22 protein-coding genes are annotated in these 24603 nt (G+C 70.0%); 7 read left to right on the top strand and 15 right to left on the bottom strand.

Annotated features, from left to right (window positions below; all coding sequences use genetic code 11):
* Genes H0E82_RS04110 through H0E82_RS04095 form a run of 4 tightly spaced genes read right to left on the bottom strand, consistent with a single transcriptional unit; the run spans position 1 to position 4483 of the window.
* Complete coding sequence (locus tag H0E82_RS04110; RefSeq protein ID WP_219338401.1) at positions 1–1137, bottom strand: response regulator; 1137 nt, start codon at positions 1135–1137, stop codon at positions 1–3.
* Positions 1134–2231, bottom strand: a complete 1098-nt coding sequence (locus tag H0E82_RS04105; RefSeq protein WP_180544090.1) for an HDOD domain-containing protein — start codon at positions 2229–2231, stop codon at positions 1134–1136. Before H0E82_RS04105 ends, H0E82_RS04110 begins: the two co-directional genes overlap by 4 nt.
* A 2-nt stretch (positions 2232–2233) precedes the next feature.
* Positions 2234–3367 carry a sensor histidine kinase gene (locus tag H0E82_RS04100; protein WP_180544088.1) on the bottom strand — a complete coding sequence of 378 codons (1134 nt, stop codon included), beginning with the start codon at positions 3365–3367 and terminating at the stop codon, positions 2234–2236.
* Positions 3368–3370: 3 nt separating this feature from the next.
* Entirely contained in the window at positions 3371–4483 is a 1113-nt protein-coding gene (locus H0E82_RS04095) for an FIST N-terminal domain-containing protein (RefSeq protein WP_180544086.1), read from the bottom strand.
* Positions 4484–4713: 230 nt separating this feature from the next.
* Between H0E82_RS04095 and H0E82_RS04090 the strand changes: the two genes are divergently transcribed.
* A complete protein-coding gene (locus H0E82_RS04090; RefSeq protein ID WP_180544084.1) occupies positions 4714–5451 on the top strand; it encodes a hypothetical protein in 738 nt (245 codons plus the stop codon).
* Positions 5452–5631: 180 nt separating this feature from the next.
* Here the strand turns inward: H0E82_RS04090 and H0E82_RS04085 are convergent, their stop codons facing one another.
* The 8 genes from H0E82_RS04085 to H0E82_RS04050 all read right to left on the bottom strand — a co-directional run bounded on the left by H0E82_RS04085 (position 5632) and on the right by H0E82_RS04050 (position 14748).
* Positions 5632–6144, bottom strand: coding sequence for a gluconokinase (locus H0E82_RS04085; protein WP_180544082.1), 513 nt, complete (start codon positions 6142–6144; stop codon positions 5632–5634).
* Entirely contained in the window at positions 6144–8507 is a 2364-nt protein-coding gene (locus H0E82_RS04080) for a GH36-type glycosyl hydrolase domain-containing protein (RefSeq protein ID WP_235974163.1), read from the bottom strand. The genes H0E82_RS04085 and H0E82_RS04080 overlap by 1 nt, the downstream gene beginning before the upstream one ends.
* Positions 8508–8512: 5 nt before the next feature.
* Complete coding sequence (locus H0E82_RS04075; protein WP_180544078.1) at positions 8513–9889, bottom strand: MFS transporter; 1377 nt, start codon at positions 9887–9889, stop codon at positions 8513–8515.
* A gap of 350 nt (positions 9890–10239) precedes the next feature.
* Positions 10240–10662 (bottom strand): hypothetical protein, encoded by a 423-nt coding sequence (locus H0E82_RS16755; protein ID WP_180544077.1) that lies wholly within the window; start codon positions 10660–10662, stop codon positions 10240–10242.
* A 119-nt stretch (positions 10663–10781) separates the two neighbouring features.
* Positions 10782–11573: an alpha/beta fold hydrolase gene (locus tag H0E82_RS16750; RefSeq protein ID WP_180544075.1), complete on the bottom strand. Its 792-nt coding sequence runs from the start codon at positions 11571–11573 to the stop codon at positions 10782–10784.
* A gap of 50 nt (positions 11574–11623) precedes the next feature.
* The gene (locus H0E82_RS04060; RefSeq protein ID WP_180544073.1) at positions 11624–13231 is read right to left on the bottom strand and encodes a GMC family oxidoreductase; all 1608 of its coding nucleotides are present in this window, start codon (positions 13229–13231) and stop codon (positions 11624–11626) included.
* 205 nt (positions 13232–13436) lie between these two features.
* Positions 13437–14372, bottom strand: a complete 936-nt coding sequence (locus tag H0E82_RS04055) for an AraC family transcriptional regulator (RefSeq protein WP_180544071.1) — start codon at positions 14370–14372, stop codon at positions 13437–13439.
* Positions 14373–14421: 49 nt separating this feature from the next.
* Positions 14422–14748 (bottom strand): nuclear transport factor 2 family protein, encoded by a 327-nt coding sequence (locus H0E82_RS04050; protein ID WP_180544070.1) that lies wholly within the window; start codon positions 14746–14748, stop codon positions 14422–14424.
* Between the two features lie 88 nt (positions 14749–14836).
* Here H0E82_RS04050 and H0E82_RS04045 point away from each other — a divergent pair, with 88 nt between their 5' ends.
* Positions 14837–15205 (top strand): winged helix-turn-helix transcriptional regulator, encoded by a 369-nt coding sequence (locus tag H0E82_RS04045; RefSeq protein WP_180544335.1) that lies wholly within the window; start codon positions 14837–14839, stop codon positions 15203–15205.
* A gap of 529 nt (positions 15206–15734) precedes the next feature.
* Positions 15735–16523: a glutaredoxin family protein gene (locus tag H0E82_RS04040; protein WP_180544068.1), complete on the top strand. Its 789-nt coding sequence runs from the start codon at positions 15735–15737 to the stop codon at positions 16521–16523.
* A gap of 42 nt (positions 16524–16565) precedes the next feature.
* Here H0E82_RS04040 and H0E82_RS04035 read toward each other — a convergent pair whose 3' ends face one another.
* Complete coding sequence (locus H0E82_RS04035) at positions 16566–17675, bottom strand: hypothetical protein (protein WP_180544066.1); 1110 nt, start codon at positions 17673–17675, stop codon at positions 16566–16568.
* A gap of 332 nt (positions 17676–18007) precedes the next feature.
* Between H0E82_RS04035 and H0E82_RS04030 the strand changes: the two genes are divergently transcribed.
* From H0E82_RS04030 to H0E82_RS04020, 3 genes are all read left to right on the top strand, one after another.
* A complete protein-coding gene (locus tag H0E82_RS04030; protein ID WP_180544064.1) occupies positions 18008–18556 on the top strand; it encodes a YdeI/OmpD-associated family protein in 549 nt (182 codons plus the stop codon).
* A 292-nt stretch (positions 18557–18848) separates the two neighbouring features.
* Positions 18849–20180: a magnesium transporter gene (gene mgtE / locus H0E82_RS04025; RefSeq protein WP_180544063.1), complete on the top strand. Its 1332-nt coding sequence runs from the start codon at positions 18849–18851 to the stop codon at positions 20178–20180.
* A 95-nt stretch (positions 20181–20275) separates the two neighbouring features.
* Positions 20276–21148 (top strand): hypothetical protein, encoded by an 873-nt coding sequence (locus H0E82_RS04020; protein ID WP_219338400.1) that lies wholly within the window; start codon positions 20276–20278, stop codon positions 21146–21148.
* Positions 21149–21186: 38 nt separating this feature from the next.
* On the opposite strand, the gene H0E82_RS04015 is transcribed toward H0E82_RS04020, so the two are convergent.
* Positions 21187–22461 (bottom strand): serine hydrolase domain-containing protein, encoded by a 1275-nt coding sequence (locus tag H0E82_RS04015; RefSeq protein WP_180544061.1) that lies wholly within the window; start codon positions 22459–22461, stop codon positions 21187–21189.
* 123 nt (positions 22462–22584) lie between these two features.
* On the opposite strand from H0E82_RS04015, the gene H0E82_RS04010 reads away from it, so the two are divergent.
* Positions 22585–23079 (top strand): Lrp/AsnC family transcriptional regulator, encoded by a 495-nt coding sequence (locus H0E82_RS04010; RefSeq protein WP_180544059.1) that lies wholly within the window; start codon positions 22585–22587, stop codon positions 23077–23079.
* Between the two features lie 24 nt (positions 23080–23103).
* Here H0E82_RS04010 and H0E82_RS04005 read toward each other — a convergent pair whose 3' ends face one another.
* Positions 23104–24489, bottom strand: a complete 1386-nt coding sequence (locus tag H0E82_RS04005) for a hypothetical protein (protein ID WP_180544057.1) — start codon at positions 24487–24489, stop codon at positions 23104–23106.
* Positions 24490–24603: the final 114 nt, after the last annotated feature.

Genomic DNA, 24603 nt, shown 5'->3' with positions numbered 1-24603 from the left:
TCAGCCGGAGCAGCTGACCCGCAGCGGCTCGGCGATGGCATGGGCCGCCACGTGGTTGCGCAAGGCCAGGATCGCGGTGGCGGTTAGTTCACTGCCGGCAGTCAGCACCAGGATTCCGCGCTGGGTGCGGATGTCTTCCTCGACGATCCAGCCGGGCATCAGGTCGCGGACCCGCACGCTGCGGCTGCGGCGCATGCTTTCCATGCGGAAGTCGAACAGCGCGCGCACGATCTCGCCGGGCACCGGCGGCTCCATTGTGGTCAGCGCCCCGAGCGCGCGTGCGTGCGAGGCCGAGCCCGCCAGGAGACGGGTCAGCTCCAGCGCGGCGCGCAGGAGATGGGCGCCGCGGACCACTACGTCCGCGGCTTCCGGCGGGGGCGGCACAGCCTGGTGGCGCACGATCTCGGCGACCGGCTGCAGGCGCGGTATCGAGACGATCAGGCGATAGCCGACTTCGGGATGACGCTGCAACAGCGCGCGCTCGGAGTCCTCCAGCGGCTCGCCCGCAAGGTCGCGCTGCAGGAGCTCGCTTGGCACGCCGACCAGGCCGATCTGGCTCAGCGCCGCGGCTACCTGCACGGTCCAGCCCTCGGCCCAGTCGAGCCTGCCCAGGGCGTGGCGGACGCAGGTCTGCGCCAGGGTGGCGCACTGGAACGCGGCCGGAGCCGCCATCGACAGCACTTCGCCCAGGGTGTTCACCGCACTCGAGAGCGTGGTTTCCAGCACCTCCCGTTCCAGGAGAGTCATCCGGTGCCGTGTCGTCGCTTCATCCAGCGTGGCGACCAGCACCTCGGTCGGACACGGCTTGCACAGGAAGCGGAAGATGGCGCCGTGGTTGATCGCAGCGATGGCCGAGGCGGTGTCGGCCTGGCCGGTGAGCAGGATGCGCACAGTGTCGGGCGCGCGTTGCCGGGCTTGCGCCAGGAAAGCGACGCCGTCCATGTTGGGCATGCGCATGTCGGAAACGATTGCTGCGAAGGGGCCTGAAGCCTCCAGCGCCGCCAGTCCGGCGGCACCACCGTCGGCGGTGGTCACGTCGAACCGATCAAACAGACTGCGCTCCAGGCCCGCCAGCAGATTGGGCTCGTCGTCCACGCAGAGGATGCGCGGCAATGCGGCTTCGCTCATGCGGTTCATTTGCCCGGCACCTGCGCCGCGCATGTGCGGCCCCACTGCTGCAGCCGTTCGGCCACGCCCATCCTGTCCAGATACCCCTTGTCCGGACTCTCGCCGCGGGCGAGCGCCACGGCGACGTGCACCACACCCAGTGCGTCGAACGCCTTGGGCTGGACGCGCTCGGGATTGCGGTGGTGCGCGACCGCTTCCACGATCGTCGCCGGCAGGCCCCACATGCCCAGCAGATAGGCGCCGATCTCCGCATGCGTGGGAAAACCGTCGCCGCGCGCGTCCGCCTCTCCGCACAGGTGCTCGACCTCCGGCAATAGCTTGCCTACCTCGGCCAACAGCGCGGCGGTGGTGGTGGTCTCGCGCGGCGCGTACGCGTCGGCGATCTCTCCGGCCAAGCGCGAGGCGTGCACGGCCTGCAGGCGCAGCGCGTCCACCTCGGCGCACTCCTTCCTGCCGAACACCTCAGTGGCGAGCACCAGAGTCCGCAGAGTGGGCAGGCCGACGCGCGCAACCGCCTCGGCGATGTCGGCCACGAGCTCGCCCTCGTTGAAGAAGGCGCAATTGGCCAGTTGCAGCACCTTGGCCGCGAGCGCCGGGTCCTGTTCGACGGTGGCCACCACCTGCGCCACGCGTTCGCCTTCCTCGGCCAGCAACCGGGTCAGGCGCTCGTACATGTGCGGCGCAGCCGGCAACGTGCCGATGCGGCCGACCACCTCCTGCAGCGCCTTGTGCTGCAACAGCTCCTGCAGCCCCATGGTGCGGTCGATCGCCTCGATCAGCGCGTCTCCGTCGCATGGCTTGGCGAGGAAGCGGTGGGCCACGTCCAGCGTGCGTAGCGCCGCTTCCTGTTCGGTATGGCCGGAGAGGATGATCCGCACCGTGGCCGGCCAGGCATCGCGAACGCGGCGCAGCAACTGGCCGCCATCCATCATCGGCATGCGCATGTCCGACACCACCACGTCCGCCGGTTGCGCCACCAGCTTCACAAGGGCATCGGCACCGCTGGTGGCGAAATCCGTTTCCCAATCGCGATCGGCCATGAACAATGTGCGGCGGATGCCCGCCAGTACCCGCTCCTCGTCGTCCACGAACAGAATGCGCATGGTTACTCTCCCGCTTCCACCGGCAAACGCACGATAAAAACGGTGCCCTTGCCGCGCTCCGTCTCGAAGAAGATGCTGCCCTTGTGTCTGTCGACCACGGTCGAATAGGCCATCGATAGTCCCTGGCCGGTGCCCTTGCCGACTTCTTTGGTGGTGAAGAACGGATCGAACACGCGGCCGCGGATGTGCTCGGGGATGCCGGGACCGTCGTCCTCGACGCGGATGTCCACGTGACCCGGCACCGTACTGCGCAACGTCACCGTGATCCTGCCCTTTTCCTTGCCACCGGGCTCGAGCGTATCGGCCACCGCGTGCGCCGCGTTGACCACGAGGTTCAGGACCACCTGGCCGATCTCGTCGCGCAGGCAGGACACTGCCGGCACGCCCTCGTCGAACGCCGTCTCGAGGTCTGCCACGTACTTCCACTCGTTCCGCGCCACGGTCACGGTGGTGTTGATCAGCGCGCGCAAATCCACCGGCTCCTTGCGTCCGGCCGAAGGATGCGAGAACTCCTTCATCGCGCCGACGATGCGCGAGATGCGATCCAGGCCCTCGATCGACTGTTCGAGCGCCTCGGGCACCTGCTGACGAAGGAATTCCAGCTTCGACAACCTGGCCAGAGCCTCGAACTCGGCGATCCGGTCCGCGGCCGCGCCGCCCGCGCGCGCGGCGGCAACCACTTCGCAGGCCTTGGTCAGCATGCGTTCGACTACTGCACTGGCCTTAGCGACGAAGGCGACGTTGTCGCGGACGTACTGCGTCGGCGTATTGATCTCGTGGGCCACGCCCGCGGCGAGTTGGCCGATCGATTCCATCTTGTGCGCTTGCAACAACACGGCCTGCGCCTTGCCGAGTTCGGTGAGCGCGTCCTGCAGTTCGCGCCGCTCCTCCGTCAGCTCGCGCGTTTTCATGGCCACGACCCGGCCGAGCGCGATGTTCTGTTCCAGCACCGCCAGCGGCGAGGTCTCCGCTTCGTCGCGCGCTTGCACGCAGCGCTTGAGCACGGCGATGGTCTTGTCGCGCGCGGCGAGCCTGCGCTCCAGTTCCGCGATGCGCGCTTCGACGCCGGCCGCCGGTTTTTTGGGTTCAATGGCCGCCACGAATCCGTGCGGCACGATGGTCGCTTCGGTCGCCATGGCTCATCCTCCGATCGCCACTCCGGTGAAGGTCTGGTTGACGTGCAGTCCGTTGAACTGTTCGCCATAGGTCGAGAAGCCGAACACGCGCTGGCGCGCCATGAACTCGCCCACTTCGGCAGCCCTCCCGTTCTGCTCGAACTCCACCCGCCGCAAGATGCAATCGCAACCGATCACCAAAGCCGGTTCCGGTACCGCACGGCGCACGTTCTGGAACGCCGTGGCCAGGGTCGCCATCACGTCGACGGCCTTGCCCACCGACACCACACGGCCCTCGTCGATGGCGCAGTAGCAGGTCAGCGACAGGTCTTCGTTGACCCGCTGGATCGAGCGGACATAGGGCTCGCCGGCCAGCGTGATCAGTAGCGGATGGGTGGAGAACACCATGGGATCCAATGCCTCCGCCGGCACGCCGATCGCCTCGGCGTAGGCCAAGGCCGCCGGTTCGCCGTTGATCTCGGTAATGATGCGGCGCTGCCGATCGGCGCCGGTAATCACCAGTTCCACATCGCTGGCGACAAAGTGCTGGAACTTGAACGTGGCGAACGGCACGGCGCTCTCGAATAGAGCGAACACCGCAGCGTCTTGCAGGAAGCGCCCGTCATAGTAGACGTGGGTCCGCTCGAAGCGCAGGTTGTCGCCCGCCGATCCGCCTACGAGGGGGACGTTGCCGAACATCTGGTACAGCGCGGCCGCGAGGAATTCCTCGCAGGCGGACAGCCCATCCACCAGCAACAGGCCGAAATGGCGGCGATCGGGCGCGGCGGCCACGATCTCCTGCACCGTCTCGGAAACGAGCGCGGCCTGCGCCTGAAGATCGGATAGCGGTGCGATCGGGAAAGGAAGGAGACGGAGAGATCCGCCACGCAACCCGGCCACCAGCATGCCGCAGGCCTGAAAGCCTTCCGGCCCGATCTGTCCGGACGAGGTACATCCCACCACCGGGCAGGCGAAGGTGGCGCGGATAGCCGGCCCCAACGCGTCCAGATCATTGTCGGGATCGCAGAAGAACAGGATCCCGTCCAGGTCGTCGGGCCCGAGGCGGTCCGACAGCTCCCGCATCGCAGCGATCACATCGCGCTGTTGCGTCTGCGCATAGGCCACTTGGAGCGCCATGTCCTTCTCCCTCGGTGTCTGGCCTTGCTTGGGAAATCGGCCGCAAGGGGAGATTCTTGAATGGAACCGAGATAATGGTGCCAGATTCACTTATGGCACCCTCTTGAGGGCGCCCGCCGAACAAACGTGATGGGGTCAGATTCGCCTATCCAGGTCCGGGGACAATTTCGGATCATGGCGACCCGCATCCCCACGCAATGAAACGACACATGCATATCCCCACCGCCTCATTGCTGCTCGTCATCGCATACTGCGCGGTGGTGCGTCCTGCGCACGCCTTTGAGCTGCTGGAGGTGGTCTATCCCCCCATCGCTGAGCGCGCAGCGACACCCGAGGCATTCGTGCCTGCCGGCTGGCGGCTGGAACACAGCGCGCGGGGTCGTTTGAACGAGGACGATCGTGAGGATGCGCTGCTGGTGCTGCGCATGGATGCAGCCGCCAACGTGGTCGACAACACCGGCTTCGGACCTGACCGCTTCGACACCAATCCGCGAATGCTGGTGGCGGTGGTCGGTGAGGCGGATGGCAGCTGGCGGCGGGTGATGGCGGACCACGCGTTGGTGCCGCGGCCGGAAGCGCCGGTGATGGATGACTTCCTGCGCGACGACGCAGGCAGCGCGATCCGGCCGAACCGCACCTGGTCCATCGGCCTGCACAGCTGGGCGAGCGCCGGCACCTGGAGCACGCGCGAGGTCGCGTACACGTTCCGGCTGGAAGGCGACTGCATGCGACTCATCGGTTACGACGACATGCACCTGCATCGCGGCTCAGGCGAGATCACCACGACCAGCGTGAACTACCTCAACGGCCGCGCGTGGGTGCGACCGGGTTCCATCGCGGACGACACGCCAGGTCCAAAACAGTGGACGCGGCTGGCATCGAAGGCGCGCATCTGTATCGGCGACATCAGGGACGGCTTGTCGTTCAACCCACAGCTTGTGGAGATGCGCGCGCCGGAGCCGTTGTGACCGTTGCCGGTTCACGTGGCATCTCCAGCGCGCGCCTTACCGCCGCATGCATCGTTCCCACCGCTGCTGCATGCTTTGGGCGAGCCAGGCGATCGTCAGCCTGCGGGAGATCAGCGCGCTGACGCGGAGTACGGGTCGGCACCAGTTCGGCCACGGTGGACCGGCGCCCGCCTCCCGCAGCTAGACGGTCAGGCGCAGTGCCGCGAGCGCGTCGCGCAGCATCTCGGCCGGCGGCTGATCGATTGCCATCGTCACGACGTCGGCTTCGCCGGCCGGCATCTCCAGCGCCTCGAACTGGCCGTCGAGCAGCGACGCCGGCATGTAGTGCCCGCTGCGGGCCTGCATGCGCGCGGCGATCAGGGCCTGGTCGCCGTGCAGGAACAGGAAGCGCAGCGACAGGCCGGTGTCGCGCAGCCGGTCGCGATGGCGGCGGCGCAGGCCGGAGAACGCGAGCACGACGCGTTCGCCGTTCGCCACGCGCGCGGTGAGTTCGGCCGCGATGCGTGCCACCCACGGGTCGCGCATGGCGTCGGTGAGCGGCAGGCCGGCGGCCATGCGCGCGCGGGCGGCGGCGTCGTGGATGTCGTCGGCATCGATGAAGGTGGCCTGCCACTCCCCGGCCAGCAGGCGTGCCAGCGTGGTCTTGCCGCTGCCCGAGACACCCATGACGATCACCACCTGCGGTGCGGCCATCACGCGGGCAAGTCCACGTCGATGCGATGTCGCGCACCGGCGACGATGCCGCGCAGCCGCGGTGCGTCGAGCACGTGCCCGTCGGCGCGCACGCGCATCGTGTCCACGCCGGGCACGCGGCGCACCTGCAGGGTGATCTCGGCGCCGCGGAAGCGACGTACCACCGAGGCCTCGGACCAGTGCGAGGGCAGCTGCGGCGCGATGCGCAGCGCATCGCCTTCGCCGCGCAGCCCGAACAGGCCTTCGATCAGGCAGCGATACAGCCACGCCGCGGTGCCGGTGTTGAACAGCTGGCTGGAGCGCCCCGCGGTGCGCGGATGGCCGCGCCAGTCGCCGCGGTAGTAGTTGGGCACGAACACCGGCAGCTGGCCGCGCTGCAGCAGGTCGTGGGCATCGGGCCCGGGCAGCATGGCGCGCAGCACGCGCCAGGCGCGGTCGGCGTCGCCCGCCTCGTACAGCGCGTGCAGGTAGAACGCGGCGGCGTGGTTGTAGACCGAGCCGTTCTCGGCCGAGCCGGGGAATTTCTGGGTGAGCCGGCCCACGTCGTCGCGCATGCCGGTGTAGGGCGGATCGAGCATGGCCACGCCGTACGGCGAGACGAGTTGCGCTTCCACGGCGGCCAGCAGCTGTGTGCGGCGCGTGGCGTCGGCCGCGCCCGAGAGCATCGCCCAGCTCTGCGGATTGAGATAGATGCGGCCTTCGGTGTCGCGCTGCACGCCGAAGACGACGCCGTCGTCGGTGATGCCGCGCGCGTACCACTCGCCGTCCCACAGGTGGGCGTTGGCGGCGTCGTTGCAGGCCTGTGCGCCCTGTGCGAAGACATCGGCTGCGGCGTCGCCGGCATGGCGCGCGCGGATGCCGGCCCACAGCCGCAGGGCATGCGCGGTGGCCAGCGTGAGCCAGCCGGAGACGCCGCGGCCCTGGTAGCCGACCATGTTCATCGGATCGCACCAGTCGCCCTGGGCGATGTAGCTCAGGCCCCGCGCATCGCGTGCCGAGAGCAGCCAGTGCATGGCGCGGTCCACGCGTTCGGCCAAGCTGGCGGTGTGGCCTTGCGCATCGGTGACCGCCACATCGAGCACGGCGTCGTCGCCGGTTTCGTCGAGGTAGGCCTGCAGGAAGACGGGCAGCCACACGCAATGATCGGTGTGCGGGATCTGGTTGATGTACTTCAGCTGCGCCCCGTCGACCAGCAGGATGCCGTCGGGCATGGCGCCACTGGATTCCTGCTGCGACAGCGCGCGCAGGAACGCGGCGCGCGCGGTCGCCGGCTGCAGGTAGGCCATGCCCATGTGGTCCTGCAGCAGGTTGCGCGTCTGCGGATCGGTGGTCAGGCGGTTGACGTCGCCGTGGTAGTAGACCTGCCGCGGCAGCCAGTGGTTGGCGAAGGCGTCGAGCCACGCGTCGGGGGTGCGGATGTCGATGCAGCCGCGCCCGCCGGCGAGGTAATCGGCATACGCGGTGGCCGCCGCTTCGAACCCACCGGGGGCGAGGTAGTTCGCACGCAATGCGTGGATCTGCGCATCGTCGCGCGCGGGGCCGAAGACGAAGCGTTCTTCGCGCTCGTCGCCATCGGCGAGCACGACGCGGTACTGCAGTGCCGCGGTCGGCATTTCGTAGTCGGCGTCGCGGCACCCCAGCAGCGGGGCATCGGTGATCGCCGAAGGCGCCTGCAGGCCGCCTTCGCCTTCGAACGCGGCTTGGCGCGCGTCCCAGGCGTCGGGGGCATTGGCGTGCAGCAGCACGGTGCGGTCCATGAAGTCGCGCTGGACGAAGTAGTCGGCCACCTTCTGGTAGGGCGTGACGCTGCTGCAGACGATGCCGCCCAGATCCTCGCGCCACGTCGCGGACTGGTTCATCCACGACATGTAGCCGACCGGGAAATACGGGTAGAGGCTGAGTCGTCGCGTGCGTCCCGACGCATTGCGCACGCGCAGCGTCCACAGCTCGGCGACATCGTCCACGGCCAGCGTCAGGCGCCATTCGAAGGCGAGGCCGTCGCGCTCGACGCGCCAGGTGAGTGCCTCCGGCGCGGCCTCGAACGCGAACCCATCGGCGGACGCGCGGACGGGCTCGTGCGGCAGCGAGCACAACGTGCCGTCGTCCTCGTCCTTGACGTAGCAGAAGCGCCCCGGGTGATGCGCGTACACCGGCTGCTCGGGCTGCATGAAACTGCGCGCCTCGAGCGTGGGCGCATGCGCGTACTTCGCGGGCTCGGGCTGCATGAATTGCGCGGTGGCGAAGCCGCGGCACGTGGCCTGCACCATCATCCGCCGGTTCCAGAGGAACGCCGAGGCGTGCGGCATGGCGGTGGGGCTGTCGATGGTGAAGCGGCGACCGTCGTCGCTGAACCCGTATTGCATTGCACTCATCCGCGTTCGGCCCGGCGCGCGTCGAGCGCGTTCTGGACATCGGTCATCATCGAGGCATCGAGTGGATAGCCCCGCATCACGGCCGCCGCGGCGAAGGCCACCACGCCCGGAATCACCGTCAGCAGCAGCGCGATGCCGAGCTGCGAGGCATCGGATTGCGCCTCGTTGGCGACGTAGCCCATTGCCGCCAGCACCCAGCCGATCATCGCGGCGGCCAGCGCGCCGCCGAGCTTTTGCGAGAACGTGGCCGCCGAGAACGTCATCGCCGTGGCGCGCCGGCCGGTCTTCCACTCGGTGTAGTCGGCGCAGTCGGCGTACATCGAGAACGCCAGCGGCGATTTCGGCCCAAGCGCCAGACCGACCAGCATGTTGAGCACGAACAGCAGCCAGATCGCATCGCGCGGCACCAGGAACATCGCGCAACTGAGCACGCCCACGGCGGCCATCAGCCACATCATCAGCCGCTTCTTGTCGACGAAGCGCGTCATCAGCGGCGTGAGCGCTGCGCCCGTGGCCAGGGCCACGGAATAGCCGCCGAGGAACCAGCCGGTGAGGTCGGGGCGCTCGACGTAGTACTTGAGGTAGTACACCGTGGCGCCGCTGCGCATGACGATGGTGATCATGATCACCAGGGCCAGCACGAACAGCACCATCCACGGCCGGTTGTCGAGCAGATCGCGCAGGTCCTGGCGCACGTCGCTGCGCTGCGACGGCGGCGGCGTGATCCGCTCGCGCGTGCTGAGGAATACGGTCGCGAACAGCAACGACGCGACCAGCCCGTACAGCCCCAGCGTGAGTTGCCAACCCAGGGCGACGTTGTCGCCGCCGAACCAGCGCACCAGGTCCAGCGTGAACGCATTGACCACCGTGGTGCCGGCGAACGCGGCGATGAAGCGGAAGCTGATCAGCGTGGTGCGCTGCTGGCCGTCGCTGGTCATCACCGCCGACAGCGCCGAGTAGGGCGTGCTGAGCACGGTGTAGGCCAGCATCATCACGCTGAAGGTCACGTAGGCCCACACGAGGCGGCCGGTGTCGCCGAGGTCGGGCACGGTCCAGGTCAGCACGCCGGCGCACGCCAGCGGCAACGCGCCCCACAGCAGATAGGGCCGGAAGCGGCCGAAGCGTGTGCGGGTGCGGTCGGCGATGGCGCCCATCAGCGGATCGGTGACCGCGTCGAACACGCGCGTGACCAGGATCATCGTGCCCACGGCCGCCGCGGCCAGGCCCATCACGTCGGTGTAGAAGATCAGCAGGAACGCGGAGATGTTGGCCCAGTAGAGATTGAAGCCGAAATCGCCGATGCCGTAGCCCACCTTCTCGCGCAGGGGGACGCGTGTCCGAGCGCCGTCACCCCCGGGATGCTGGATCTGCATGCGCCCTCCGCGGCGTGGCCAGGCGAATGCGTGGCGTATGCAGAGCGGCGATGCCCTGCGCTGACAACGCTGTCAACTATCCCGCAAAGGCCCGGTTTCGACAACCGCGGAAACGGAAGGCGTGCGCCGTGTCAGGTGAGGCTGTCTTGCGCGCCCTGGCCGTCGCATCTTCGGCATGGAGACGTCATCGGATCCCGGCGGTCGCGGGGACGACGGCAGCGATACGAGTCGTTCCTGGATGCGGTTCGCATCGCCCGTCGCCTTCGTTGCAAGCGCGACGCGCGGCGTCATCCGATCGCCCGGACGCCTCGCCAGCGGGCTCGCAGGCACGCGTGCACCATGGGCGATGATCAGCGTCGGCTGCCGACCGACCCGCTCGAACTGCGGGTGCGTGTCGCGACCTGATCTTCCGGCACGAAAGTCAGCGCGGGCACGGCATCGACCGGTTGCGGACGGGTCTCGCCGCCACGCCCTTCGAATGCCGCGTCGAGCAGGATGCGCAGCGAGCGGTTGGGCTCCATCGGCAGCATGGAGATCATGCAGACCTTCTCGAGCGACGTGGATTCCGCCGTGTCGACCAGTTCGGCCTTCAGGTCTTCGCGGGTGTAGGTGACGATGTAGTGGTCGTCCTGGTCCACCGTCAGCAGCGTGTGCCTGCGCAGGTCCTCGGGGACGTCGCTGTCGCCGAAGTTCCACAGGAACCGGGCCGGGCCGCCGAGGATGGGACCGCCGAAGGCGAGTTGTCGCGCCATCAGGGCGTCGAGAATCCGCATTGGCCTGGGCAGTCTGCTCTGCACTGATGAACACCTGGTCGTACTGCATGGCGCACGCCTTCGGCCGGATCGGCCGCATCGGGATGGACACCGCGCGGCTGCGCGCGGCCTTGATCGGGTCAGCGCCCGTTCGCCGCCCGGCGGGCCGCCCGGTCGATGACATCGGCCACCACACGTGGCTGCGTGGCGTACAACGCGTGGCTCGCCGGGACGTTGGTGATCTCCGCGCCGATGCGCTTGGCCATGTGCTGCAACATGGCCTGGTCGAATGCCTTGTCTTCCGTGGCGATGACCGACCAGCTCGGCTTGCTGCGCCAGGCGGCGTGCTGCAAGGGCGTTGCAAAGGCGCTCATGTTGATCGGCACCTGCGCATCGGCCATGAACGCGGCATCCGCGTCGCTGGCGTCGTGGGCGAAGCCGGCCTTGAATCCCGCACGATCGAGAAAGCCGTAGCCGTCGGGACGGGTGTCGATGACGAATTCGGGCTGGGGCGCGAAGCCCTCGTACTGCTGCGCGGTGGTCTCCCCGGCGTCCGGCAACAGCGCCGAGACGTAGACCAGGCCGACCACCGTGTCGTGCATGCCGGCTTCGGTGATCACGGTACCGCCCCAGGAATGGCCGACGAGCACGGTGGGCCCGTCCTGACGGTCGAGGACGCGCGTGGTGGCGGCGACGTCGTCGGCCAGCGACGTCAGCGGGTTCTGCACGATGCTGACGCGGTAGCCGCGCTCGATCAGCAGGTCGTAGACGCCACGCCAACCGGCGCCGTCGACGAAGGCGCCGTGCACCAGAACGATGTTGCGCACCGCGTTGGCGGGCAAAGGCGCGGCGGGGGTGCGGGTGTCGGCCGTGGCGGTGGCCGCCGCGAGGCTCAGAGCGCTGGCGAGCAGCGTGGGAAATGCAAAGCGCATGGGATGTTGCTCCGGTCGATATCGGACGGGAATGGAGACGAGCGCCGGCGTCAGATGCCGTGCGCCGCCTTGATGAGAGCGGCCGCGCGTTCGCCGACGACGACGCAGGGCGCCATGGTGTTGCCGCTCGGCACGTCGGGCAGGACCGAGGCGTCGGCGATACGCAGCCGGTCGATGCCGTAGACCTTCAGCTGGCCATCGACCACCGACATCGCATCGCGGCCCATCTTCGCGGTGCAGGCCTGGTGCCAGAAGGTGATCGCCGAATCGCGGATATAGCGTTCCAGCTCGGCGCCGGCGAGCGGGCCTGGCATGGCTTCACGCTTGAGCAGCGATTTGAACGCGGGCGCGTGGGCGATCTCCTGCGCGATCGCGATCGTGGTCTTCGCCGCACGCAGGTCGTCGGGGTGCGACAGGGTATTGGCCTGGATGCGGATGCGGTCCTGCGGCGCGCTGCCGGTGAGATGCAGCGTGCCGCGACTCTTGGGATGCGACAGGCCAGCGAACGTCATCCATCCATTGGCGGGCGCACCGCGCGATGCGGTTTCCGGCGTGGGCACGGCGAAGCCCAGCTGGCACTGGAAGATGTCGGGCAGCCGCAGCGTGGCATCGGTCTTCCAGTACAGCGTGGCTTCGGAACCGCCATGGCCGATGGCCAGCGGCGCGTGCGATTCGAACAGGCAGCCGAAGGCCACGTGGTCCTGGTGGTTGCGGCCGACGCCGGGCAGGTGCTGGACGACCGGGATGCCGTGCGGGTGCAGCTCGTCCTCCGGGCCGATGCCGGACTGCATCAGCACGCGTGGCGTGTTGATCGCGCCCATGGACAGTACGACCTCGCGGTCGGCGAGAAAGGTCTCGCGCCGGCCGTCGACGATCGCCTCCACGCCGGTCACGGCACGCCCGTCGAACACCAGCCGGTGCACCTGTGCATGGGTGCGCACGGTGAGGTTGGCCTGGTGCCGTTTCGGCCAGACGTAGGCGCGGTACATCGACGCGCGCCGGCCGTCCCTGACGATCAGGTCCTCGATCGCGACACCGCCGCGCCCTTCCATCATCGCGCCGTTGGGGCTGGCGAAGACCGGCAGGCCGATCGACTCCGCGCCGGCCACCATGGCCAGCGCCTCGGGCTGCGGATCGCGCGCGGTCTCGACATGCACCGGGCCGCCGTGGCCGCGCCGCTCCGGATCCGGCAGGCCGCGCCAGTCCTCGATGCGGCGGTAGATGTCGAGCACGTTGCGGTAGTTCCAGCCGTCGTCGCCGGCGTGCTCGGCGTAGTGGTCCCAGTCTTCCTGGTGGCCGCGCGCCCACACCATCACGTTGATGCTGGAGCTGCCGCCGAGCACCTTGCCCATGTTGAGCGGGATCGCGCGGTTGTTGAGGTGCGGATTGGGCTCGGCGACGAAGCCCCAGTCGCGCTCCGACCCGAGGTTGGCCGGCCACTGCGCGGGTGTCTGGATGTCGGGGAGGTCGTCGCTGCCGCCAGCCTCGAGCAGCAGCACCCGGACGTCGGGGTTTTCGGCCAGCCGGCCGGCCAGCGCGCAGCCCGCGGAACCGGCTCCGCAGATGATGAAGTCGTAATGCGATGCGGTGTCGTGGCCCGGGTGGTGCGGGCCGCTCGCGTCGTCGGGGCGGGGCGTGCTGTCGCGCGGAGTGCGCATGCGCTGTCGTCCTGGAGCATGGGGGGAGGACCCCATGCTGCCGAGCGCGCAGGCGGCGATCCTGCACGCGCGGGACGCGGCTGGAACGTTCGGGCCGCGTCGTGCGGGCGCACCGCTGTAGGCGCTCCACGCTGGCTGCAGCGATGCGCCCGGCCTCGCGCCGCACGCGGGTTGGACGCAGTGGCGCGCGCGTGTCCGACGCGTTCTAGGTCCGGTGCAGGCGCCGATACGCGCCCGGGCTCATGCCCAGGTGCTGGTGGAAGACGCGGGTGAAATGGCTCTGGTCGGCGAAGCCGCAGGCCAGCGCGAGCTCGCCCAGCGGCATGCGCGGATCGACCAGCAGATCCCGCGCGCGCTCGACGCGCAGGCGCATCAGCCAGCCGTGCGGCGAGGTGCCGGTGGACGCACGGAAGGCACGGGTGAAGTGGCGGATCGACAGCTCGCAGACGCCGGCCAGCTCGGCCAGCGTCACGCGGCCGGCGAGATTGGCGCGCAGCAGGTCCTGGGCGCGCCGGAGTTGCCAGGCGGCCAGCGCGCCGGGCTGCACGGCAGGCCGTGGGCGCATGCCGCCGTACGTATGCGCGACGTGCGAGGTCAGTGCCAGGGCGACGTGGTCGAGGAACAGCTGGTTGGCCTGCGCCGGCATGGCGAGGGCCGGGCGAATCGACGACAGCAGCGCGTGCGCGACCGGATCGCGGAACGCGGCGCCGGTGTCGTGGCGCAGGTCGTCGATGCGCACCGCGCCGGCCTCTTCGGCAACCGCAACGAGCGCGGCCTGCGGAAGATAGAGATCGACGGCGTGAAAGGCCTCGCGACGCTCGGTCGCCAGGTTCTCCCGCAGGTCGAAGATGGCGACATTGCCGGTGTCGAAGCCGCGCGGGCGCACCAGCCGGCCGTCGGCGTACAGATCGAAATCGGCGCAGGGGCGAAGCTGCAGCGCGATCAGGAACGCGTCGTCACGGACCGGCGCCGCCACCCCGGCGGCGGCGTCGCCGCTGCCGAGTTCGAGAAACGCCATGCCCGACACCCCGGCGCTGCGTGTCGCCAGGATCGGCGCCTGCGGGAGCTCCATGGCACGGGTCAACCCGCGCACGCCGGGCGGGTGCGGCGGGGGTTCGGTGCCAGGGACGAGGCGGTCCATCGCACGAGCATCCGCCTCCATCGTGTGCGCTGCAACGCGGCCGGCGCGCTCAGCCGATCCGCAGCGCGCGGATGCGCTCACCCGCGAGCTCGAACACGTGGTCCACAGTCACCGGGCTGCCCGGGAAATTGCCGACGAGCTCGGCGGAGACGGTCAGGCGATCGCCGTCGCGGTGGCTGTCGACCGGCGTGACCGAATAGTCGTACTTGCTGCGCGCGGCGCGTTTCCAGGCCTGGATGTCGGCGTGGCCGCGGTGGGTGCCGCCTTCGTCGTGCACCACGGCGTCGTCGGTGAAGCAGGCGCCGAGCGCGGCATCGTCGCCGCCGTTGCTGATGCGGAAGTAGTCGACCACCACGTCGGGAAGCGAAGGCGTCATGTCAGTGTCCTGGGGTTTGTCTGCCCCGGATGGTGGTCATAGACTCGGAATGCATCAAGAACGTACCGGAAGGTAAGTGACCGCACCGATCGGTGAGCCCCGTACGCCCGAAGCTGCCGCACGCGATGTGGAGGCGGTACTTCGCCTGCTCGAAGGACGCTGGAAGCTGGAGTTGCTGTTCCATCTGTTCGGCGGGCAGGTGCAGCGCTATTCCGATCTGGAGCGCCTCGTGCCCGGCATCTCGCAGAAGATGCTGGCCCAGCAGCTGCGCCAGCTCGAGGCCGACGGCCTGGTGACGCGCACGGTGTATCCGCAGGTGCCGCCGAAGGTCGACTACCGGCTCACGCCCTGGGGCCAGGCGCTGTGCCCGGCGCTGGATGCGATGCTGCAGTGGTCGGCGCTGCGTGCGGGGCTGACGGAAGGGCACGACGCCGCCCGTGCACCCGGAGCGCATTGACACCGGGCCCGCGCCGGTCGACCCGCGCAGTTCGCTTTGGCCGGCTGCAGGCGACGGTCCGGCGGCCCGGACACACCACGCCGCCCGTCCTGGCACGAGGCCCGGATGGGCCCGGCCTCCTCGCCTTCGCACCGCGCTCCCGCGCGAGCGTCTGCGGCTCGTCACGTACAGGGCTCGGCGCCGCGATCCGCGCGTCCAGCCCGGTGATGCCGTTCCGGGCGAGCCGCCTACGCACCACCGTCCTGTCCGGGCGTCGAGCGCGCGCGGCGCGGGGAGATCCTCCAGCTTGAGACCGGCGCGCCGGGCCATGCGGATGACACGCCGCCGGCCACGTTCGCCGGGCGTCGGCGACGAATGGCGGCGCCCTGTTCGGACGTCTCGATCAGCCTCTGTTGAAACGTAGGGTTCACGCGCCGACGCGGCAGATGGGTGAACCGGCCGATCGAGCGCGGCATCGCTTGACTCCGTCCTACGGCGCGGGGCCTAGCATGGGCGTCCGTCGTGAATCCAACGTGGATCGGAGACCGTCATGCGCACTGCCCGCCACCCGGCGCGCCCACGCGCCACCCTGTACCGCATGGTGATGGACCAGCACGTCTGCCCCTACGGCCTGAAGGCGCGCGACCTGCTGCGGCGGCAGGGCTTCGAGGTCGAGGACCACTGGCTGACCTCGCGCGAGGCCGTGGATGCGTTCAAAGCCGAGCACGGCGTGGCGACCACCCCGCAGACCTTCATCGACGGCGCGCGCATCGGCGGCTACGACGCTCTGCGCCGGCATTTCGGCAAGCGCGTCGTCGACCCCGAGGCGACCAGTTATCGCCCGGTCGCCGCGCTGTTCGGCATGACCCTGCTGATGGCGCTGGCGGCGAGCACCGCGGTGTACGGCACGCCGTTCACCGTACGCGCGGGCGAGTGGTTCATCGCCTTCAGCATGGCGGTGCTGGCCCTGCTGAAACTGCAGAACCTCGGCAGCTTCGCCACGATGTTCCTCAACTACGATCTGCTGGCCCGGCGCTGGGTGCCCTATTCCTACGTGTATCCGTTCGCGGAAGGCCTGGCGGGCGTGCTGATGATCGCCGGCGTGCTGACCTGGCTCTCGGTGCCGGTGGCGCTGTTCATCGGCACGGTGGGCGCGGTGTCGGTGTTCAAGGCCGTCTACGTGGACCGCCGCGAACTGACATGCGCCTGCGTGGGCGGTGCCAGCAACGTACCGCTCGGTTTCGTCTCGCTGACCGAGAACCTGATGATGATCGCCATGGCGATCTGGATGGCACCGGGCGCGTTCACACGGCTGCCGGGGTGGGCGCAGGGGATGTGAGTGCCGTGATGGGTGCGGCGCGCGGCGCCGGCGCGCGCCGGCCTATCGCGCCCCGTCGTCCACGCTGCTGATGAATGCGGCGAGGGTCGGCAGATGGGCACGGAAATCGCGGGTCGCACGGCCCGGGGCGTAGCGCTCGCGCAGATGGGTGACGACCGGCCGGTACAGCACGCCGCCCATCGCCTCGTTCTGCGCCAGATGGGTCTCGGCGGCATCGGCGCCGAAGCGCTCGCCCTTCAGGTGGATGGCCACGGCGTCCGCCAGCACCTCGTGCACGAAGAAGTAGGTGTCCAGACGCGGGTCGTCGAAGACCTTGAACTGCCGCGAGAAATCGTCGGCGTAGTCGATGTCCTTGAGCACGTCGCGCTGACCGTGCGCGAACTGCTCGAGGGCGATGTGGGTGGCCTCGTGCCAGACCGCATTGGCCAGCGGCATGTCGGCGTAATCGAAGCGCGCGGCATCCGTCGGCCCCTCGGGCAGGAACCGCGGATCGAACGGCACCAGGATCGGGCCGTACCCGGCATGCCGCGGCGCCACCTCGTCGATGACGATGTTGGCCTTGAGCACCACGCCGAGCGGCGAGATCGAGAAGTACAGGGTCTTGTCGAGGCCGGTGCCGTAGAGATCGGCCAGCGGCGTCAGCGGGTCCACGGCGGCCAGCCGGGTCTCGAACTGGGCCACCCAGCGCGCGTAATCGGCCTCGTGCGCGGCGAAGAAGCCCTCGAAATCCGACACCTGCGCGAATTCCACCGCCAGGCGCAGGTAGTCACGCAGATAGGCCTCGTCCTTGATCAGGCCGAGATGTCCGAACCCCTCGGGCTCCACCACCCGGGGCCCCGGCCACTCCAGGGCCCAGCCGAGCTCGGCGAAATCGTTGTACGGCAGCGTGCGGGCATGCACCACCGCGGGATGCTCGCGCAGATGCCCGAACCAGGCATCCACCTCGTTGCGATAGTCGTAGTCGCGGACCGGCGGCCCGTAGACCCGCGCGAGGTAGTTGATGATGTGCAGCAGTTCGGTGCCCCGGTGCACCGCGACCACGTGGCGGATCGGCGGCGGCGCGGGCCGGCTCGCACGCGCCGCGTCCTCGCGCGTCGGTGGCTGGCTGCAGGCGGCGAACAACAGGACGAGGCCGATGAGGAGAATGCGCATCGCGTGCTGGGGGAGTGAAACCCGGCCGGATGTTAGCAACGGGCGCGCCCCCCGTGGCGTCGCGTTTCGATGACGGATCCTGCCTCGCGGGCATGGGCCGGGTTCACACGGCAGGGCGTCCCCGGTATCGCGATCCCGTGCGGCGAGCGCCGTATCCGGGCGGGCACGCGGCGGCGTTGCCCGACACTCGATCGACGCCGATGGGAGAGCCGGCTGCGGCGTCGAGTGCCCGGCTCGCGGCCACGGCGCACGCGCGCCGGCTCGGCCGACCCTGGTTCACATGCGCGCGCCGGACCGTCATGCTTGGCCCTTCACTCAGCGCGGAACCACCCATGCCTCCGACGTCGCGCACCGTCCGCTGCCGGGCCCGTCTGCGACGCCCCGCCGAGCCGGCGGATGCGACCTGGTCGTTTCTGGTGCTCCCGGCCGCCGCCAGCGCCGGCCTGCCCACGCGCGGACTGGTGACGGTGCAGGGCACGCTCGCCGGGCACGGTTTCACCGCGACGCTGCAGCCCGATGGGCAGGGCAGCCACTGGCTGAAGGTGGATGCCGCCTTGCGCGACGCCGCGGGTGTCGCCGACGGCGACCGCGTGGCCCTGGTCTTCGCCCCGCTCGCCGAGGAACCGGACCCCGAGATGCCGGACGACGTGGTCGCGGCACTGGCGGCCCATCCGGCTGCGGCTGCGCAGTGGCCGACTCTCACGCCGGCGCAGCGGCGCGACTGGATCCACTGGATCACCTCCGGCAAGAAGGCCGAGACCCGCGTCAAACGCCTGGCGACGGCCTGCGACATGCTCGCCGCGGGCAAGCGGCGGGCATGCTGCTTCGACCGCTCGGGGATCTACAGCAACGCCATGTCGGCGCCGAAGGCCGCCGACTGACGGTCCCGTGCGAGGCCCGCGGTGCAGGGATGTCGCGGTGGTGGTCACGCGAGCGTCGCTAGACTTGCCCACCGGCCCCGGCCTGCATCCGCCTGCCATGGACACCGACAGTCGACCCCGACCTGCCCCGACCATCCCCCAGCGCGCCCCCGGGCACGCGGTGAGGCCGACGGACGTCTGAGCCCGTTCGTCGCCGCCGCGCCCGCGGGCGGAGGACGACGCATGCACACCCTCCCCAATCCGCTTGCCGGACCGCGCCTGCGCGGTCACGACCGCCGCTTCGACGCCGCGCATGCCGCGCGCCAGATCGAGGTGCCTGGCGCGCGACGACTGCGGCCTGCTGTCGAGCTGGCTCGACGACGCCCTCCCGGCCGACGTGGCCGATGCGCTGGCGCATCTCGAGCCCGCGCAGGCCGCACGCGCATTGCCGCTGCTGGCCCCGCCGCAACGGGCGGCGGTGTTCGGCTATCTGCCGCTGCACATGCAGTCGGGCCTGGTCGCGGTGGTGCCGCGTGCCGCGCTGACCGAGCTGCTGGAGCACATGTCGGCCGACGAGCGTGCCGACCTGTTCAACGCCCTGCCGTCCGAGCAGTGCGCGCAGGTGCTGCCCGCGCTCGCCCAGGCCCAGCGGGAGGACATCCGCCGGCTGAGCGCCTACGGCCAGGACACCGCCGGCGCGATCATGACCTCCGACTACGCCGCGCTGGCTCCCGGCTTGACCGCGCAGCAGGCGGTGGAGGAACTGCGGCGCATCGCTCCCGATGCCGAGACCATCTACAACGCCTACGTGATCGACGATGCCCGGCATCTGGTGGGGGTGGTCACCCTGCGGCGCCTGATCACCGCAGCGCCCGATGCGCTGGTGGCCGACCTGATGCAGCCCAGGCCGATCGTCGCGCACGTGGGCGACGACCAGGAAACGGTGGCCGAGCTGATCGGCCGCTACGACTTCATCGCCCTGCCGATCCTCGACGCCGACGGCCGCCTGGTCGGCATCGTCACCGCCGACGACGCGATGGACGTGGTCCGGGCCGAGGCCACCGAGGATGCGCTGCTCGCCGGCGGCACCGCAGGTCGCCTGGCCGGCACGGTCCGTGGCGCGACGATCCGCCAGCTCTACCGGCTGCGGGTGTTCTGGCTGGTCTTGCTGGTGTTCGGCAACATCTTCTCCGGCGCGGGCATCGCGCATTTCGAAGACGTCATCGCCGCCCACCTGCCACTGCTGTTCTTCCTGCCGCTGCTGATCGCGAGCGCAGGCAATGCCGGCTCGCAGTCGGCCACGCTGATGGTGCGTGCGCTGGCGACGGGCGACGTGCGCGCCCAGGACTGGAGTCGCATGCTCGGCCGCGAGGTCCTCGTGGCCGGCCTGCTCGGCCTGACCATGGCGGTGGCGATTTCCGCGATCGGCCTGTGGCGCGGCGGCCCCGATATCGCGACCGTGGTGGCGATCACCATGGTGATCGTGGTGCTGCTGGGCAGCCTGATCGGCATGTCGCTGCCGTTCGCACTGTCGAAGTTCCGGCTGGACCCGGCCACCGCCAGCGGGCCGCTGGTGACCTCGATCGCGGACGTCGCCGGCGTGCTGGTGTACTTCGGCATCGCACGGGTGGTGCTGGGGTCCTGAGCAGTCGGGATGTCGCCGTGCGCCATGAGCACGTCCGAGGATCCAACCCGGCGCTCCGTGCGTATGCATGGCAGGTTTCGCACGGAACAATGGCCATGCATACGGTTACCCGGCTCGTTCTGCTGCTGGCCAGCGTCGTCTGGCTGGCCGGCTGCGCCACCGGCTTTCCGCAGGCGTCGATGCCGTACGTGGCGGACGACGGGCTCGACGGGGAGGCCGTGCTGGCGCGCAGCGTGACGGCGCACGGCGGCGACCTGCGTGAACGCTCGGGCGACCTCAACTACGCGAGCGACGGCCGCTGGTTCGCGCTGATCAAGCGGATCCAGCCGGTAGTCACCGACGCGGACTACCGGGTGACGGCGGAGACGCGCTATTCGCCGTCCACCGGTGTGCACGCGATCCGCTACCAGGGCCCGGCAGGCACCAAGCAGGTGCTGCGCACGGCCCAGGGCATCGAGGTGTATTACGACGGCGTGCCGACACGCGATGCGCAGACGCTGGCCGCCGCGGCGATGACGACCGATGCCTTCGCGCTGTTCCATTTCGGTCCGTCGTTCCTCGCGGCCCGCGCCACGCGGGTGGTGCGCTTGGCCGATGCGCGCGAAGGCGGGCGTGCCTACACGCGGGTGCTGGTGGACATCGCCCCCGGTTTCGGCGAGGCCGCGAGCGACCAGGTGGTGGCGTGGCTCGGCCCGGACTCCCACCTGCTGCATCGCGTGCACCTCACCCTGAACGGCTTTCCGACCACGCAGGGCGCGCACGTGGACACGACGTTTTCGGGCTACCGCGCGCTGGCAGGCGTCATGTTGCCCACCCGCTTCCACGAGCGCGTGCGCGGCCCGCTGCGCATCGACGCGCACACCTGGTGGGTCACCGGACTGGACGCCGACCGTGGCTGGCGGGCGGAGGACGTCGGTGATGGCCGCTTCATCGGTGCTGCGGCGGCGCCGGCCGAACCCCTGCGCTAGCACCGACATGGACGCGCAGCTGCGGTGCCTGCGGATGATCACTGTCCCGGACAGCGCGACGACGCAAGGGCGTGACGGCTCGAAAGGCGAACGCGCCGCGTCGCCCGGCGGATGCCATGCCCTGACCCCGAGAGCGCCGTCACCGTGTCGCCGCGTATGCGGAGTGACGACGGCGCGCCCGTCCGCTGCTTCTGCGTGTCGATCCCGGTGTCCGACGCCGGCGCGTCTTCGCCCAGCGCCCGCCAGTTGCGCATGAACTCGGACGCCGCGGCCGCATCCTCGTCCAGTGCGGTGTTGGTGAGCTGCACCCGCGCGGACGCATGCGCCGGCTCGATCGCCAGCAGCGCGGCGAGACCGGGGTCGCCGCCTGTGTGGCCGATCGCGCCGCTGCGGCGGTGTTCCCAGAACAGGCCGTGATTGGCCAGCGCGTCAGGCACGCCCGGTGGCGACCTGGACCATTGCGGCGCCAGCATCAGCGCGACGGCCGCGGGGTCCAGCGCGGACGGCTTTCCCGCGTAGGCGTCGATCACGGCGACCGTGAAGCGCTGCAGGTCGGCGCAGGTGGAGACCAGACCGCCGTCGGGATAGGTCACCAGCCGGTACGGGGGCACCGGCGTGCCGCGGTCGTAGAGGATCGCCTGAGCGCCGTACGTGTCCACGAAGCCGGGATAGCCGCTGCGCGTCATGTGCAGCGGCTGCAGGATGCGCGCGCGCACGTGGTCGGCGAACGCGGTGCCGGTCCGCGTCTCGACCACCAGGGCGGCGAGGGCCGCGCCGATGTTGCTGTACTCGTAGCGGGTGCCGGGTGCCCAGCGACGGAACCGCGACGGCGCGCCGCCGGCGGCGTCCGCGGTCATGTAGGCGCGCAGGAATGCGCCGAGATCGGCCACCGGCTGGCCCTCGGGCACGTACGCCGATGCATATGTGGCCTCGTCGTCGTAGATGCCGCTGGTGTGCGTGGCCAGGTGCCTCAGGGTGACGCTGCGGGCTGGGTGGCGCGGGTTGATTACCGGCCACCCCAGCAGCTCGCCCACCGGCGCATCGAGGTCGATCTCGCCCGCCTGGACCAGTTGGGCCAGTGCCAGACCGATGAAGGTCTTGCTGACCGAGCCGACGGGCTGCGGCGTGTCGACGGTATAGGCGCGGCCGCCTGCCACGTCGGCGTGACCCGACGCCCGTGCCTGGGCGGCGCCGCCCGCATGCGTGACCATGCCGCAATAGCCGGGAAGCGCATCGGCCGCCGCGGCGGACGGCAGGAGGGACAGCGCGCCCAGACACAGCGCGTGCGACGCGAAACGGCGGATCAGCGGCATGGCGGGCCTTCGAAGCGGTTGACGCGGACAGTCTAGGCAGCCGCAATGGCGCGATGTGCGCATCCGCGTTGACGGTTCGAGCGCCTGCCGCCAATCTTCGCCGCCTCCTGCACGGAATCGCCCATGCCTGCCGCCCGCTTCCTCGATGCGAAGGACAGGGCCCTGCTCGCCCTGCTGCAGGAGGACGCGCGCCAGGGCCCGGGTCGCCTGGCCGCGCGCAGCCACATGTCCGAATCGAGCGTGCGCCGGCGGATCGAGGCGCTGCGGCGCGATGGCGTGATCCAGCGCGAGGTCGCGGTGCTGGACCGCAACCTGATGCCCGGCATCCAGGTGATCGTGCAGGTCAGTTTCGAGCGCGAGTCACCCGAGCTGCTGCAGCGCTTCCAGACGCGGATGCGCCAGTTGCCCGAGGTCACGCAGTGCTACTCGGTCTCCGGCGCGGTCGACTTCGTGCTGGTGGTGCACGCGGCGGATCCGGCCGCGTTCGAGCGCTGGGGCCAGCGCGAGCTGACCGCCGACCCGGTCGTGCGGCGTTACGAGAGCATGGTGGTGTGGTCGACGGTGAAGTTCGACGGCGCCGTGCCGCTGCAGGTGGACGGCGTACACGGACGCGATTGACCGGCTGCGTCCAGGCAGCGACGTCTACTCGCGCGCCGCGCGTTGCGTGACCTGGGGCGTGTACCAGAACGGGATGCGGTACTCGCGGCGACGGGCGGGCCCTCCGGCCTCGCCGCCGGGGTTCCACACGAGGGCGAGATCGTGGCGTCCCGGTGCGAGGCCGTCCAACGGGAGATAGCCCACGAGGCCGCGCATGCCCAGATCGCGCCGCTCGGCCGGCATGAAGGCCTCGAGCGCGATCGGCGCGCCGTCGAGCGTGGCCGTCCAGAGCGAAGCGATGCATTCCACCGCGCGCGTGCCCGCCTCCGCGCCTTCCGCGATGTTGCGGCCGCCCTCCAATCCGTTGCAGCGCTCGCGCGCGAGCGCGTTGTCGCGCTGGGGCTGGTGCGGAACGAACAGGCGCAGATGGGTTTCGGCGATGCGGTCGGAGGGAATCATCGGGAACCGCAGCAGCCGGTCATGCTCCGACCGCAGCGATTCGTAGTGCGCGCTCGTCATCCCGTGCTCGACGGCGGCGGTGTTCATCACGTCGTAGCGGTTGAGCATGGCGAACTGCGAGGAGTTGACGATCTGCACGCCGCCGATCGCCAGCGCGCCGACGATCACCGCGAAGTACACCACCAGAAAGCCGCGGCCGTTGAGGTTGCTCTGCAGGGTGAACTGCACCGGCGCGATCAGGCGCATCGGCAGCAGCACGCCGTAGATGCGCAGCAGCCGACGCACGAGGCGATGCAGACCCGGGGCCGGCCGGCCCGCGGCCTCACTGCGGGTCACCAGGCGATCGGCCAGCATCATCGCCCCGTTGCCGAGCATGAAGACGACGTAGGCGCCGACGAGGATGGCCTTGGTCGCGCGGTCGGGATCGGGAAACACCGCGCCGAGGGCGCCGCCTGCCAGGATCATTGCCACCGCGAGCACGCCGGTCCAGACCAGGGTCATCGCGATCAGCATGGCCATCGCGAACAGGATCGACGCCAGCCGGTCCGCACGGTCGATCGCATCGCCGAGATCGCCGATGCGCTCGCGATGGTAGGCACGCGTGGCCGAGCCCATCATCGCCACCCGCTCCCAGCGCACGCCGTCGGGGAACGCGGACTTGAGGCCGACGAGTGCCACCCAGTAGCCACGGATGGCCAGGTGCACGATGAAGGCGAAGGCCAGCGCATACGACAGGCCCAGGCTGACGAGGAAGCCGAACCACAGTGCCCACTGGAACAGCCCTTCGACGTGCACCGCGTTCGCCACCCAGGCATCGAACACGCGCGGCGGCAGTGCGAGCAGCGAGAAGGCCAGCAGGCCGGAAATGATGATCTCGAGCTCGTCCGTGCGCTCGCGCAGGCGCTCGAAGCTGATCCGCGCACGCGGCGCAGGCGCGACCGTCTCCGGTCCGCCCGGGTTCGATTCGGTCATCTGCATGTCCCCCCGGAGTCCGGGGAAGTCTAGCGACAGGCGCGCAAGGCGGGCGCTGCCGGGCGCGACCGGGCCACGATTGGGCCTCGATCGGGCCCGAGCCCCGCCCCGCAG

Origin of the sequence: Luteimonas deserti (assembly GCF_013425765.1) — a bacterium.
Lineage (GTDB): Bacteria > Pseudomonadota > Gammaproteobacteria > Xanthomonadales > Xanthomonadaceae > Luteimonas > Luteimonas deserti.
Note: the sequence above shows the minus strand (reverse complement) of the source record. Positions and strands in the feature narration are given on the sequence as shown.

Coding starts and splice junctions, on each gene's coding strand:
- H0E82_RS04110 (WP_219338401.1), bottom strand. CDS start 1,137: ATGAACCGCATGAGCGAAGCCGCATTGCCGCGCATCCTCTGCGTGGAC.
- H0E82_RS04105 (WP_180544090.1), bottom strand. CDS start 2,231: ATGCGCATTCTGTTCGTGGACGACGAGGAGCGGGTACTGGCGGGCATC.
- H0E82_RS04100 (WP_180544088.1), bottom strand. CDS start 3,367: ATGGCGACCGAAGCGACCATCGTGCCGCACGGATTCGTGGCGGCCATT.
- H0E82_RS04095 (WP_180544086.1), bottom strand. CDS start 4,483: ATGGCGCTCCAAGTGGCCTATGCGCAGACGCAACAGCGCGATGTGATC.
- H0E82_RS04085 (WP_180544082.1), bottom strand. CDS start 6,144: ATGGCCGCACCGCAGGTGGTGATCGTCATGGGTGTCTCGGGCAGCGGC.
- H0E82_RS04080 (WP_235974163.1), bottom strand. CDS start 8,507: ATGCAATACGGGTTCAGCGACGACGGTCGCCGCTTCACCATCGACAGC.
- H0E82_RS04075 (WP_180544078.1), bottom strand. CDS start 9,889: ATGCAGATCCAGCATCCCGGGGGTGACGGCGCTCGGACACGCGTCCCC.
- H0E82_RS16755 (WP_180544077.1), bottom strand. CDS start 10,662: ATGCGGATTCTCGACGCCCTGATGGCGCGACAACTCGCCTTCGGCGGT.
- H0E82_RS16750 (WP_180544075.1), bottom strand. CDS start 11,573: ATGCGCTTTGCATTTCCCACGCTGCTCGCCAGCGCTCTGAGCCTCGCG.
- H0E82_RS04060 (WP_180544073.1), bottom strand. CDS start 13,231: ATGCGCACTCCGCGCGACAGCACGCCCCGCCCCGACGACGCGAGCGGC.
- H0E82_RS04055 (WP_180544071.1), bottom strand. CDS start 14,372: ATGGACCGCCTCGTCCCTGGCACCGAACCCCCGCCGCACCCGCCCGGC.
- H0E82_RS04050 (WP_180544070.1), bottom strand. CDS start 14,748: ATGACGCCTTCGCTTCCCGACGTGGTGGTCGACTACTTCCGCATCAGC.
- H0E82_RS04040 (WP_180544068.1), top strand. CDS start 15,735: ATGCGCACTGCCCGCCACCCGGCGCGCCCACGCGCCACCCTGTACCGC.
- H0E82_RS04035 (WP_180544066.1), bottom strand. CDS start 17,675: ATGCGCATTCTCCTCATCGGCCTCGTCCTGTTGTTCGCCGCCTGCAGC.
- H0E82_RS04030 (WP_180544064.1), top strand. CDS start 18,008: ATGCCTCCGACGTCGCGCACCGTCCGCTGCCGGGCCCGTCTGCGACGC.
- mgtE (WP_180544063.1), top strand. CDS start 18,849: ATGCCGCGCGCCAGATCGAGGTGCCTGGCGCGCGACGACTGCGGCCTG.
- H0E82_RS04020 (WP_219338400.1), top strand. CDS start 20,276: ATGCATACGGTTACCCGGCTCGTTCTGCTGCTGGCCAGCGTCGTCTGG.
- H0E82_RS04015 (WP_180544061.1), bottom strand. CDS start 22,461: ATGCCGCTGATCCGCCGTTTCGCGTCGCACGCGCTGTGTCTGGGCGCG.
- H0E82_RS04010 (WP_180544059.1), top strand. CDS start 22,585: ATGCCTGCCGCCCGCTTCCTCGATGCGAAGGACAGGGCCCTGCTCGCC.
- H0E82_RS04005 (WP_180544057.1), bottom strand. CDS start 24,489: ATGACCGAATCGAACCCGGGCGGACCGGAGACGGTCGCGCCTGCGCCG.